A 12,678-nucleotide genomic window follows, 5' to 3' on the forward strand; every position below is an offset into this window, starting at 1 on the left:
ACGGCGCACCATGCCTCACACTAGAACGTGTTGCAGTTTTGCGGCAAGTGCGGTCACTCCAGCTCACCCTCGGTTTCCAGGTAGACCTGCCGCAGTTTGTCCAGGGTCTCCTGCTCGGGGTGCTCCCACAGCTTGCGCTCGGCGGCCTCCAGGAGCCGTTCGGCGATGCCGTGCAGGGCCCACGGGTTGGACTGCTCCATGAACTTGCGGTTCACGTCGTCGAACACATAACTCTCGGAGAGCTTCTCGTACATCCAGTCGGCGACGACGTTGGTGGTGGCGTCGTAGCCGAACAGGTAGTCGACGGTGGCCGCCATTTCGAAGGCGCCCTTGTACCCGTGCCTGCGCATCGCCTCGAGCCAGCGCGGGTTCACCACGCGGGCACGGAACACGCGAGCGGTCTCCTCCGAGAGCGTGCGGGTGCGCACGGCATCGGGACGGGTCGAGTCGCCGATGTAGGCCTCGGGATTCTTGCCGGTCAGCGCGCGCACGGTCGCGACCATGCCGCCGTGGTACTGGAAGTAGTCGTCGGAGTCGGCGATGTCGTGTTCGCGGGTGTCGGTGTTCTTGGCGGCGACCGCGATGCGCTTGTAGGCGGTGCGCATGTCGTCGGCGGCGGGGGCGCCGTCGAGGTCGCGGCCGTAGGCGTAACCACCCCAGGTGGTGTAGACCTGCGCGAGGTCGTCGTCGGTGCGCCAGCTCTTGGAATCGATGAGCTGGAGCAGGCCCGCGCCGTAGGTGCCGGGCTTGGACCCGAAGATGCGCGTGGTGGCGCGCCGGGTGTCACCGTGCTCGGCGAGGTCCGATTGCGCGTGTGCGCGAATGTAATTCGACTCGGCGGGCTCGTCGAGATCGGCGACGAGGCGGACCGCGTCGTCGAGCAGCGCCAGCACGTGCGGGAAGGCGTCGCGGAAGAACCCGGAGATGCGAACCGTGACGTCGATGCGCGGGCGCCCGAGTTCTTCGAGTTCGATCACCGCGAGCGAGGTGACGCGGCGGCTCGCCTCGTCCCACACCGGCCGGACGCCGAGCAGCGCGAACACTTCGGCGATGTCGTCGCCGGAGGTGCGCATGGCCGAGGTGCCCCACACCGACAACCCGACCGACTTCGGGTACTCGCCGTGGTCGGCAAGGTAGCGGGCCAGCAGCGATTCCGCCATCGCCTGACCGGTTTCCCAAGCCAACCGCGACGGGACAGCCTTGGGGTCGACCGAGTAGAAGTTGCGACCGGTCGGCAGCACGTTGATCAGACCACGCAGCGGGGAACCGCTGGGGCCCGCCGGAACGAACCCGCCGTTGAGCGCATGCAGCACACGCGGGATCTCGATGCTGGTCTCACGCAGGCGCGGCACGACCTCGGTGGCGGCGAACCGCAAGATGGTGGCGACCTGGTCCAGCCGCTCGGCGTCGGCGACCACCACGGCGAGGTTCGTGCTCGACGCTGCGGCACGGTGCCCGTCCAGGATCGCGGTCTCGAAGTCCGCGACCAGCTGCTCGACCGCGTCGACCGACCAGTCCGTCGCCTGCAACGCACCGAGCAGTTCGCGAGCACGGGCCTCGACCACATCCACGCGAACGCGGGCCTCGTCGCCGGATTCACTGAGCCCCAGCGCCTCTCGCAGGCCCGGCACATTCTGCTCGCCGCCCCACAGCTGACGGGCACGCAGCATGGCCAGCACCAGGTCGAGTTCCATCTCCCCCTCGGGAGCCTGGCTCAGGATGTGCAGACCGTCGCGGATCTGGACGTCCTTGATCTCGCACAGCCAGCCGTCGACGTGCAGCAGCATGTCGTCGAAGACGTCCTCTTCGGGGCGTTCGGCGAGGCCGAGGTCGTGGTCCATCTTCGCCGCGCGCATCAGCGTCCAGATCTGCTGACGGATGGCCGGCAGCTTGGCCGGATCCAGGGCGGAGATGTTGGCGTGCTCGTCGAGCAGCTGCTCCAGACGGGAGATGTCGCCATAGGTCTCGGCGCGCGCCATCGGCGGGATCAGATGGTCGACGAGGGTGGCGTGCGCACGACGCTTGGCCTGGGTGCCCTCGCCGGGGTCGTTGACCAGGAACGGGTAGATCAGCGGCAGATCACCCAGCGCCGCGTCGGTACCGCAGGAGGCGGACATGCCGAGGGTCTTGCCGGGCAGCCACTCCAGGTTGCCGTGCTTGCCCAGGTGCACCATCGCGTCGGCGCCGAAACCGTCGGGCGCGGACAGCCAGCGGTAGGCGGCGAGATAGTGGTGACTCGGCGCCAGATCGGGATCGTGGTAGATCGCGACGGGGTTCTCCCCGAACCCGCGAGGCGGCTGCACCATCAGCACCACATTGCCGAAACGCAGTGCGGCGATGACGATCTCGCCCTGGGGATCGGCCGACCGGTCGACGTAGAGTTCGCCGGGCGGCGGCCCCCACGCCTCGACGACGGCCTCGCGCAGGTCCTCGGGCAGCGACTCGAACCAGCGGGTGTAGGTGGCGGCGCCGATGCGAATCGGGTTGCCCTCCAACTGTTCCGCACTCAACCACTCCGGGTCCTGACCACCCGCGGCGATCAGGGCGTGGATCAGCGCGTCGCCGTCCCGTTCCACCAGGCCGGGGATCTCGTCGATATCGCCGAGATCATAACCGGCGGAACGCAGTTCGGTGAGCAGGCGGATCGCGCTGGCCGGGGTGTCGAGACCGACGGCATTGCCGATGCGGGCGTGCTTGGTCGGATACGCCGAGAGCATGATCGCGATCCGCTTGTCCGCGGCCGGGATGTGACGCAGGCGGGCGTGCCGTACGGCGATCCCCGCCACGCGGGCACACCGTTCGGCGTCGGGAACATAGGCGGACAGACCGTCGGCGTCGAACTCCTTGAAGGAGAACGGCACCGTGATGATGCGGCCGTCGAATTCGGGCACCGCGACCTGGGTCGCGACATCGAGCGGCGACAGGCCGTCGTCGTTGGCTTCCCATTGCGCGCGCCCGCTGGTCAGGCACAGGCCCTGCAGGATCGGCACGTCCAGCGCGGCGAGCGCGGCCACATCCCAGGCTTCGTCGTCACCGCCGGCCGAGGCGGTCGCGGGCTTGCTGCCACCGGCCGCGAGGACGGTCACCACGAGGGCGTCGGCACGACCGAGCAGGGTGAGGAGTTCGGGTTCGGCGGTGCGCAGCGAGGCCGCGTAGACCGGGAGCGGGCGAGCGCCCTTGGCCTCGATCGCCTTGCACAGCGCCTCGATGTAGGCGGTGTTGCCCGCGAGATGCTGGGCGCGGTAGTAGACCACGGCGACCGTCGGGGCGTGCGGTTCGAGGATCCGCGAGGACCGGTCGAGTTCGCCCCAGGTGGGCAGCTGCGCGGGCGGTTCGAAACCGTGCCCGGTCAGCAACACCGTGTCGGACAGGAAGTTGTGCAGCTGCAGCAGGTTCTCGGCGCCGCCCGCGGCGAGGTAGTTGTGCGCGTCGGCGGCGACACCGACCGGCACCGTCGAGCATTCCATCAGCTCGGCGTCGGGTGCGATCTCGCCACCCAGCGCCACCATCGGCACGCCGCTCGCCCGGATCGCGTCGAGGCCCTCTTCCCAGGCGCGCTTGCCGCCGAGGATTCGCACGATCACCAGATCAGCGCCGTCGAGCAGGTCCGGCAGATCCTCCACGAGCAGCCGCGCGGGATTGCCCCAGCGGTACTCGGCGCCGCTCGCGCGGGCGCTCAGCAGGTCGGTGTCGGAGGTGGACAGCAGCAGGATCACAGGGTGAGACCTTCCTCGGGTTACGCGCCCATCGGGGTATGCGGTGCTCGCCGGGGAGGGTCTGGCTGTTCACAGTGGCGCGACCGCACCGGATTTCCACCGGTTTCCTCGACGCCCGCCGAGCAAGACGATGCTACTGGGCCAGTCCCGCCCGCAACTTTCCAGCCCGCTCCCCGCCGCTGGACAATCGATCAGCAGGCGATGGCGCGAGGACTCCGCGCCACTGCCTGATGATCTCGATCCGCGAGGCGGTGCTCAGCCGGTCGCTGTCGTCAATGGGTGGGCCGCCGGATGGTGTCTTCGGCCGCGATGGACACGGCGAGCTCGGCGACGACATTGCGGATCAATGCGCCGTAGTCGTCGTCCGGGAGGATGTCGAGGCGTTCGCGGGCGGCGTCGAGGTGGCGGGTGGCGGCGGGGAACGCGCCGAGGCGGCGGAAGTTGTCGGCGAGATTGAGGTGCAGCGAGGGGTAGAAGCCGGCGACCTGGAGGCCCGCGTGGTGGTCGTTCAGGCGGGTGTCGGTGAGGGCGTCGGCGGCGTCGAGGGCGCGAACGTCCCAGACCAGGGCTTCGGCCGGGTCGTCGTAGACGTCGGCCAGGTAGTGAGCGAGGGTGCAGCGGTGCAGCGGGTCACCGGCGGGGCCCACCTCGGCCCAGACCTCGAGCAGCGTCGTGCGGGCACGTTCGGCGTCGCCGGTGCGGAAGTCGGTGACTCCCTGGGTGATTCGGTTCATGATCGGGTCAGCGGTGGTCATCGGGAGGTCTCCTCGGTGGGTTCGGGTCTGCACGGCATGGCCAGGGTCGACAGGTCGCCGTCGTCGGCGGAGCGGATCAGAACAGGCTGGTCGGGGGCGATGAGGTCGAGCATCACGTCGGGTCCGACGGCGGTGGCGACGGCCGGGTAGAGGGTGGTGACGGCGAAATGGATCGTCATGGCAGGGCCGGTGACTGTCGCCTGTGGGATGTGCCGCGCCGCACCCGGTTCCGCGCACGCGGCGGCCGCGGCGCTCGTACTCTCCTGCTCGACCGGACCGCCCGTCGAGGCGGAGCGTGTCGGTGAGGCGTGCGCCGTCCACGAGCCGGCGGCCGTCACGGATACGGAGCCGGAGTCGGTCGTGTGTAGGACCACCGTGGGCGAGTCGGCATGTTCCATGGCGTCGAGCAGCGCCGCACGAGTGAGCACGACGCGGGTCCGTACGGGGGCGAGCGCGGCCAGCATCGCTCGGTAGTCGGGGAAGTCGTGGGTCGATCGGCGGCAGCGGTATCGGGTGCCGTCGGGCTGGGCGGCGTGGCGCGTCGTCGGCTCACCGCCTCCGCCCGTGCGGTCTCGGTCGACTGAATCCGTTGTGGCCATGCGGAATTCGATGCTGTCGCGATGGGGGCGGATCGCGACCACGTGCCGGCGACGCAACCAGGACGCGGCCGCACGGAGGTCGTCGGCGTCCACCGTCGCGTCCCAGACCCCGGCACCGGCGCGGGTGGGGCGGACGGTGCGGGTCGCCAGGCGGTAGCGATCCGTCGCGGTGAGGATCAGCTGGTGCCCGTCGGTCTCGAACAGCATCGTGTCGAGTACCGCCAGATCCGGATCGGCGACCGTGGCCGTCGCGACCTGGTCGATCGCCGCCGCCAGCACCGGTCCGCGCACCCACACGTCGTCGCGCGTTCCCGGCAGACCTCGCTCCGACTCCGGGTTTCGCACGAGCGGTGATCGAGCACTGCCTCGATCACCGGTCGGCACCGAGACCTGGTCGCGATGCCCGCTCCCACCGAATGCGGACGCCGATCCGTGGGTGGCCACAAGGGCTCCGAGGGCGGCTGCGGCGGCGGCGCGGACCTCGCCCTGGTGCCGGTCCAGGTCGGCGAGGTGCGCGTCGAGGAGGACGAGCGCACGGGCGGGATCGGGTTCGGCGAGCAGGGCGGTCACCGCGGGCAGTGGCATGTCCATCGCGCGCAGGTGACGCAGGAGGCGGGCGGGAGCGGACTGTTCCGGGGCGTAGTAGCGGTAGCCGGTAACCCCGTCGACGACGGCGGGGGCGAGGATGCCGGCGTCCGCGTAGAAGCGCAGGGCACTGGTGCTCAGGCCGCAGGCGCGGGCGAAGGCTCCGATGGTGATCAGCTCGGTGTCGGGCACCGGTTCATGATCGGGGTTCGAGTGAGTCGAAGGTCAAGTCGTCGGTCGGCCGGTGCCCGCGGCGACCATCTCCGGGGAACCCGTGCCGAGATTGCGGTACACGTTCGCGACCACCAGCTGACCGAGAGCGTTGTTGCCCACGCCACCGATCACCGCACCGATTCCCGCCGGAATCAGGGTGCCGAACAGCAGCAGTGTGCGTTTGACCAGGTAGTTGACGATGAACCGTTTGGCCGGGGAATCGGGCATGCTCGCCAGACCGGGGATGTGGTCGGTGACGACCGAGAGCCACTGGCCCGTCTTGTGGCCCGCGGTCTCGTCGAGCACCTTGGTGCCCGCGTCGCCGAGCACGACCTTCGACACCAGGTGCGCTTGCCGCGAGTCGTCGGGTTCGAGGCCGTACGCCGCGGCGGCGCCGACGGACAGCACCGACGACGCCTCGAGGAACACGAGGGTGTCCACTCCGGTCGCGGCCAGACCGAGCACCGTGCCCACCCCGGGCACCGCGGCGGTGAGCCCCACTGTGACGCCGCTGGCGGTGACGACCACCAGGTACTGGCGCGAGAGCCGCTGCACGATCTCCACCGGCGCGTCCTGCGGGTGCCTGCGGCCCAGCCAGTCGACGTAGCGGTGCACCACCGGCGCCTGGGCCTGCGCGACCCTGTCGAGCGCGGGAACGACACGCTTGTCCACGAATTCACGCAGCATGCGGCGACTCTCCTGTCAGTACTCGGCTGGCGAAGGATCCGCCACTCACCCTAGCGACTACCCGCGAATCGCCCCGTCACGCGAGAGGGCCCCGTCACATCCGCCGGACCGCTCGGGCGGCCGACCTCGCCGCTGGGCGGAGCGGGCGGCGGCCCCGCACGGTGCGGTACGGGCCGTAGCGGGTGCGTCGTAGGCTTGAGCATCATGACCAGGAGCGCGCCCGATTCTTGCCCAGGGGTTCTGCGGTTGCACCACGCTGCCGACGGGCCGTTGGCGCGGATCCGCGTGCCGGGCGGGCGGTTGACATCGGCGCAGCTGCAGGCATTGGCCGACGCTGCGCGTGACCTGGGCAACGGGAACCTCGAGCTGACCTCGCGGGGAAATATTCAGCTGCGTCAGGTCCGGGACGCCTCCGAACTCGCGCAACGGCTGGGTGCGGCGGGTCTGCTGCCCAGCGAGACCCACGAGCGGGTGCGCAATATCGTGGCTTCACCGCTGTCCGGGCGAGTCGGCGGGTTCGCGGACGTGCACGGGCTCGCGGTCGACCTCGACGCCGGATTGCGCGGCGATCCGCAGCTGGCGCAGCTGCCGGGGCGCGTGCTGTTCACCCTCGACGACGGACGCGGTGATGTGAGCACGCTGCGCGGTGACATCGGCGTTCAGGCGGTGGGCGCCGACGAGTTCGCACTGCTGCTGGCGGGCTCCGACACCGGGCTTCGGGTCACCGCGGGCGACGCGGTCGACGTGATGCTCGACGCGGCGCGCGGCTTTCTCGATCTGCGGGGGACCAGCGAGTCGGGGCAGTGGCGGTTGCACGAGATTGCGGGCGGGGTCGAATCGGTGGTCGAGACGCTCGACCGCTCGCCCGTCGGCGAACCGCTCGAACTCGGTGCGACACACGCTGTTCCGATCGGCTGGCTCGATCAGGAGGACGGCCTCGTCACGCTCGGCGCCGGGGTGCCGCTCGGCACGTTGTCGGCCAGGACGACCGAATTCCTCGCCGCTGTCGAGCGGCCCGTCTTCGTCACCCCCTGGCGCAGCCTGGTGATCACCGACCTCGACGAGGGACCGGCTGAAACCGTGGTGCGGGTACTGGCGCCGATGGGCCTGATCTTCGATGCGAATTCGCCGTGGTTGCAGGTCAGCGCGTGTGCCGGACGCCCCGGCTGCGCGAAATCGCGCACCGATGTTCGCGCCGACCTGGCCGCCGCCGTCGAATCCGACCGTGTCCTGCCCGAGGCAGCCGGACTCGACCAGCCGACCGAGCGCACCGCCACCTCGGCCGATCCCGAGAACGGTACCGCGACTGCGGCTTTCGAGCAGCGCAGGCCCACGATGGAACTCGTCGCGGCCGAATCCGTCACCGTCGCGGGTCGCCAGCACTGGTCGGGGTGCGATCGGCGCTGCGGTCGCCCACGCGGTCCCGTGACCGATGTCGTCGCCACCGATCACGGCTATCGCGTCGACACCGACGACGCGACCACCACGCCCTGACCTCACGGCGGCCGAGCGAAACTCGATCGACGGTCGCGGGATCGTTTCGTACCCTTGCCTTCTCACTACGAGGGGGTTCCCATGTCCACACTGCGGGTGACAGCCGAGCGGCTCGTCGTCGTACCACATCCGAATGCCGATCGGCTCGAACTGGCCCAGGTAGGGCTGTACCGGGCCGTGGTCGCCAAGGGTCAGTTCACGACGGGTGATCACGCGATCTACATTCCGGAACAGTCGGTGCTGCCCGGCGAGCTGATCGCCGAGCTGGGCCTGACCGGGAAACTCGCGGGCTCGCTGCGTAATCGGGTGAAGGCGGTGCGGCTGCGCGGCGAGGTGTCGCAGGGCATCGTGTGCACCCCGGCCGCGCTGGACGGAGTGGATCTCGCGGCGGCCGCGCTCGCGCGGACCGACTTCGCCGAGTCGCTCGGGATCGTGAAATGGGTTCCGCCGGTACCGGTCTCGATGTCGGGCCAGGTCGAGCCGGCGCCGGATCTGCTGCGGTGGGTCGACGTCGAGAACATCAAGCGGTTTCCCGGCATCTTCACGCCCGGAGAGCCGGTGGTGGCGACCGAGAAGATCCACGGCACCGCCTGCCTGCTCACCCATGTGCGTGACGGCGACCGAATTCTGGTGTCGTCCAAGGGGGTCGGTGGCCGGTCGCTGTCGCTGACCGAGGCCGACGGCAACCTGTACTGGCGCGCGATCCGTGCCCACGGGCTCGACGAGACCGCTCGCAAACTCGCCGCCGCGCTCGACGCCGACCGCATCGGCCTGTTCGGCGAGGTGTACGGCGCGGGCGTGCAGGACCTGCACTACGGCGCGTCCGCCGCGCACGACGAGTCGCTCGGCTTCGGGCTGTTCGACATCGCGGTGGACACCGGCGCGGCGCCGGTCCGCTGGCTCGACCATCACGAGATCAGCGCCCTGCTCGACGATCTCGGCCTCACCGTCTCGCGCGTGCCGGTCCTCTACGAGGGCGCCTACGACGCGGAGTTGCTCATAGAGCTGGCCGAGGGCACCGAAACCGTCAGCGGCGCGGGAACCAACATCCGCGAGGGCTTGGTGGTGCGGCCTGCCACCGAACGCCAGTCCCCGATTCTCGGTGGCCGGGCGATCGGCAAGATCGTCTCCGCCGCGTACCTGCTGCGCGATGGCGGTACCGAGTACGAGTGAACCACCGCGCTACGCGTGCACTGCCCGTCTCCGATCCGATGTCGCATCGATCACGGGAAAGTGCACGCGTAGCACGGCATTCAGTAGATCCAGGTCGCTACACGGGACGCGCTGAGCACATTGTCTCCGAGACCACCGCCGCGGCGAGGGTGCCCATCACGCCGAGCACCAACCACACCCCGCCGATGTGCGGCGCCGCCCCACCGAGCGCGAGCGCGACCACCAGGCACGGCACCGGCCACCGCAGCAACCACCGTGCCCCGGCGCTGCGCACCCCACCGAGGCCGCACACCAGGAAGAAGGCGGCGGCACCACCACCGAGCACCCAGCCGAGCCCGGCGGGCAGATGACCCGACGGGTGCGCCGCGACCAGACCCAGCCCCGCGGCGACGGTCGCGATCGCACCACTGATCGTGCAGTGAACCGCCATCACCCGCTGATAGGGCATACCGACAGCGCCCGGCGACTGCCCCATCAGGCGCGGCACGAACCCGTAGCGCAAGGTCAGCGCCCACATCGCGATCAGGCACAGGAACGATCCCGCCCCGATGACGCATACCGCGACGGTCCACTCCTCCGCCGACACCGCCGCGATCACCGAGATCACCCCTTCACCCAGCACGATGATCAGATACTGGCCGAGCCGTTCCCCCAGGTGCGGCGCATCGGCGTGCAGCGCTTGCAGTTTCGGTGGCGTCGTCTCGCGCGAGCGTCGACCCGGCCCGCCGCGTGGCGGCCCACCGCCGCCGCGGCGCAACCGGGCCCGCACCCGCCGTTCGGCATCGACCATCAGCCGTTCCGAGTCGATGGCGAACATGATCCACAGGTCGATCGCGAGCCCCACCGCCCACAGCACGAACTTCCACGGTGCGGGCACCCACAGCGACACCAGCCAGGGCACGGTGCCCGCGCCGATCTGCGCGATCGGCCAGTCCACCACGATCTGGCCACGCTGCCACGCCGACGACGACGCCACCCGCACCAGCACATAGATCGCGGCGAAGACGTTCATGTGCTCGTCGGGAGCACCGTCGACCGCAGCCATCATCACGCACAGACCGAACATGCACCCGAACACCATCGTGGTGCGCGCCTGCTCGCCCGCGACGTTGCTGTACACGGTGACACAGGCCCACACCACCCAGAAGGCCAGATACAGCACCACATACAGCCCGAATTCACCCAGCGAGGGGCCGCGGTGCAACAGGTGGGTGAGCTGGCCGATACCCGCCACGGCGACCAGGTCGAAGAACAGCTCGGTCCAGCTCGCGCGCCGTTCCTCGGTGCTGTGCTCGGGGTGTGCCATCGGCCCAATATGTGGGCGGTGGCAGTGGGGTCCGGCTAGCCCACGGCCGTGTCGCGGCGGGTGTGCAGCTCGAGCACGCAGCACTTCACGCCGCCGCCGCCCTTACGCAGTTCGGACAGATCCAGCGCCACGGGGACGAATCCCCGCGCCCGCAGCTGCGCGATGAGACCGGTGGCGCCGGGGTCGAGGAAGACGTGTTCGCCGTCGCTGAGCCCGTTCAAGCCGAAGCAGAGCGCGTCGTTGTCGTCGGCGAGGATCGCGTCGGGGTAGAGGGCGGTCAGCACCTCGCGAGCGGCCGGGCTGAACGCGGCCGGGTAGTAGGCCACGGTGGTGTCGTCGAGGACCATCAGCGCGGTGTCGAGGTGATAGAAGCGCGGGTCGACCAGCTCGAGCGACACCACCGGCACGTCGAAGTACCGTTCCACCTCCGCGTGCGCCGACAGCGAACAGCGGAACCCGACACCGGCCAGAATCCGCCGCCCGGCGAACGCGAAATCGCCCTCCCCCTCGTTGGTTTCGGCCGCGGCGGCCAGCTCACGCAGTTCCCGGGCCGCGAACCACCGATGGAAGGCGGGTCCCTCGGCGGCGCGTTCGGGGTGGGCGAACCGGGCCGAGAGCGCGTGTCCACCGATCACGATGCCGCTGTTCGCGGCGAAGACCATATCCGGCAGACCGGGTTCGCCGGGCACCGTTTCCACGGTGTGCCCGTGTGCTTCCAGGGTCGCGCGCAAGATCTCCCACTGGGCGAGCGCGCGCGCCCGGTCGACCGGAGCGGCCGGATCCATCCACGGATTGATCGCGTAGGTGACCTCGAAATGGTCGGGGCGGCACAGCACATAACGGCGCGGGGAGGCGGTCCGCGCGGGTGCTGAGACACGAAGGGGGCTGGCGGCGGTCATCAGGACTCCTGGTGGCAGCGCGGACGGTTTCACCGACCGTAATCGCCGTCCCATTGCGCCCGGAACACCGATTCGTTGTGCATTTCGATGTAAGAATGGGGAATCATTGCGTACCGCAGCGAAGGAGCGACGTGGACGATATCGATCGGCGCATTCTCGCGGAGCTGCTCGTCCACGCCCGCGCCTCGTTCCAGGAGATCGGTTCGGTGGTCGGGTTGTCCGCGCCCGCGGTGAAGCGGCGGGTGGACAAGATGGTCGCGAGCGGACAGATCACCGGGTTCACCGCGCAGGTCAACCCGGCCGCGCTGGGCTGGAAAACCGAGGCCTACGTCGAGGTCTACTACCGCGACAACATCTCCCCGGCCGAGCTGCGGCGCACCCTCGAACCGATTCCACAGGTCGTCGGAGTGTGGACCATCGCGGGCGAGGCCGACGCGCTCGTGCACGTGATGGCCACCGACATGGCCGAGATCGAGGTGACGGTCGAGCGGATCAGGGAGAACGCGCGCGTCGGGCGCACCCGCAGCTCGCTGGTGATGTCGCGCATTCTCGAACGCCCCCGCACCTGAGCCGCCGGACACCACGTCAGACCCAGGTTCTAGGGTTGTCGCCATGTCCGACGTGCGTGCCAGCTACCTCACCGACGGGGCCGAGATCTATCGGCGCTCGTTCGCGACGATCCGCGCCGAGGCGGATCTCGCCGGTTTCCCCGCCGATGTGGAACGGGTGGCGGTGCGGATGATCCACGGCTGCGGGCAGGTCGACCTGGCCCCCGACATCGCTTTCTCCGCCGGTGTGGTCGCCGCCGCGCGCGCCGCGCTGCACGCAGGAAAGCCGATCATCTGCGATGCCAATATGGTCGCCTCGGGGGTGACCCGCAAGCGACTGCCCGCCGACAACGCGGTGCTGTGCAACCTCACCGACCCGCGCGTGCCCGAACTCGCCGCGCGACTGGGCAATACACGCTCGGTGGCGGCGCTGGAGCTGCTGCGCGACCAGCTCGACGGCGCGGTGGTGGCCATCGGCAACGCACCGACCGCGCTGTTCCACCTGCTCGACATGCTCGACTCCGGTGCGCCGCGACCCGCGGCGATCATCGGCATCCCGGTCGGGTTCATCGGTGCCGCCGAATCCAAGCAGGCACTGATCGACTTCGGCGGGATCGAGTATCTGACCGTCCGTGGCAGGCGCGGCGGCAGCGCGATCACCGCGTCGGCACTGAATGCGATTGCGAGCGAACAGGAGTGAGTG

General features: G+C 69.8%; 10 protein-coding genes. 4 read left to right on the forward strand and 6 right to left on the reverse strand.

What is annotated here, in order from left to right; genetic code table 11:
* Positions 1-53: 53 nt before the first annotated feature.
* From cobN to ACWFRF_RS06490, 4 genes are all read right to left on the reverse strand, one after another.
* The gene (cobN, locus tag ACWFRF_RS06475; protein ID WP_452449123.1) at positions 54-3,716 is read right to left on the reverse strand and encodes a cobaltochelatase subunit CobN; all 3,663 of its coding nucleotides are present in this window, start codon (positions 3,714-3,716) and stop codon (positions 54-56) included.
* Between the two features lie 272 nt (positions 3,717-3,988).
* Positions 3,989-4,471 (reverse strand): hypothetical protein, encoded by a 483-nt coding sequence (locus ACWFRF_RS06480; RefSeq protein WP_379312434.1) that lies wholly within the window; start codon positions 4,469-4,471, stop codon positions 3,989-3,991.
* Positions 4,468-5,847, reverse strand: a complete 1,380-nt coding sequence (locus ACWFRF_RS06485; RefSeq protein ID WP_452449124.1) for a DNA polymerase III subunit beta family protein — start codon at positions 5,845-5,847, stop codon at positions 4,468-4,470. The genes ACWFRF_RS06480 and ACWFRF_RS06485 overlap by 4 nt, the downstream gene beginning before the upstream one ends.
* 33 nt (positions 5,848-5,880) lie before the next feature.
* Positions 5,881-6,555 (reverse strand): hypothetical protein, encoded by a 675-nt coding sequence (locus ACWFRF_RS06490; RefSeq protein ID WP_378988003.1) that lies wholly within the window; start codon positions 6,553-6,555, stop codon positions 5,881-5,883.
* Between the two features lie 204 nt (positions 6,556-6,759).
* On the opposite strand from ACWFRF_RS06490, the gene cobG reads away from it, so the two are divergent.
* A complete protein-coding gene (cobG, locus tag ACWFRF_RS06495) occupies positions 6,760-8,049 on the forward strand; it encodes a precorrin-3B synthase (RefSeq protein WP_452449125.1) in 1,290 nt (429 codons plus the stop codon).
* Positions 8,050-8,130: 81 nt separating this feature from the next.
* Positions 8,131-9,222, forward strand: a complete 1,092-nt coding sequence (locus ACWFRF_RS06500; protein WP_452449126.1) for an RNA ligase (ATP) — start codon at positions 8,131-8,133, stop codon at positions 9,220-9,222.
* Between the two features lie 97 nt (positions 9,223-9,319).
* Here the strand turns inward: ACWFRF_RS06500 and ACWFRF_RS06505 are convergent, their stop codons facing one another.
* Together ACWFRF_RS06505 and ddaH are read right to left on the reverse strand one after the other, a co-directional pair.
* Positions 9,320-10,528, reverse strand: a complete 1,209-nt coding sequence (locus ACWFRF_RS06505) for a low temperature requirement protein A (protein WP_452449127.1) — start codon at positions 10,526-10,528, stop codon at positions 9,320-9,322.
* A gap of 35 nt (positions 10,529-10,563) precedes the next feature.
* Positions 10,564-11,427 carry a dimethylargininase gene (ddaH, locus tag ACWFRF_RS06510; RefSeq protein WP_378988013.1) on the reverse strand — a complete coding sequence of 288 codons (864 nt, stop codon included), beginning with the start codon at positions 11,425-11,427 and terminating at the stop codon, positions 10,564-10,566.
* Positions 11,428-11,522: 95 nt separating this feature from the next.
* On the opposite strand from ddaH, the gene ACWFRF_RS06515 reads away from it, so the two are divergent.
* Positions 11,523-11,996, forward strand: a complete 474-nt coding sequence (locus tag ACWFRF_RS06515; RefSeq protein ID WP_452449128.1) for an Lrp/AsnC family transcriptional regulator — start codon at positions 11,523-11,525, stop codon at positions 11,994-11,996.
* 43 nt (positions 11,997-12,039) lie between these two features.
* Positions 12,040-12,675: a precorrin-8X methylmutase gene (locus ACWFRF_RS06520; RefSeq protein ID WP_378988017.1), complete on the forward strand. Its 636-nt coding sequence runs from the start codon at positions 12,040-12,042 to the stop codon at positions 12,673-12,675.
* The last annotated feature ends 3 nt before the right edge of the window (positions 12,676-12,678 follow it).

It is taken from the genome of Nocardia sp. NPDC055165, assembly GCF_053606985.1.

What these genes read in the sequence shown, in the direction of transcription:
- ACWFRF_RS06480 (WP_379312434.1), bottom strand. Translation starts at nt 4,471, where the DNA reads ATGACCACCGCTGACCCGATCATGAACCGAATCACCCAGGGAGTCACC.
- ACWFRF_RS06490 (WP_378988003.1), bottom strand. Translation starts at nt 6,555, where the DNA reads ATGCTGCGTGAATTCGTGGACAAGCGTGTCGTTCCCGCGCTCGACAGG.
- cobG (WP_452449125.1), top strand. Translation starts at nt 6,760, where the DNA reads ATGACCAGGAGCGCGCCCGATTCTTGCCCAGGGGTTCTGCGGTTGCAC.
- ACWFRF_RS06500 (WP_452449126.1), top strand. Translation starts at nt 8,131, where the DNA reads ATGTCCACACTGCGGGTGACAGCCGAGCGGCTCGTCGTCGTACCACAT.
- ACWFRF_RS06505 (WP_452449127.1), bottom strand. Translation starts at nt 10,528, where the DNA reads ATGGCACACCCCGAGCACAGCACCGAGGAACGGCGCGCGAGCTGGACC.
- ddaH (WP_378988013.1), bottom strand. Translation starts at nt 11,427, where the DNA reads ATGACCGCCGCCAGCCCCCTTCGTGTCTCAGCACCCGCGCGGACCGCC.
- ACWFRF_RS06515 (WP_452449128.1), top strand. Translation starts at nt 11,523, where the DNA reads ATGGGGAATCATTGCGTACCGCAGCGAAGGAGCGACGTGGACGATATC.
- ACWFRF_RS06520 (WP_378988017.1), top strand. Translation starts at nt 12,040, where the DNA reads ATGTCCGACGTGCGTGCCAGCTACCTCACCGACGGGGCCGAGATCTAT.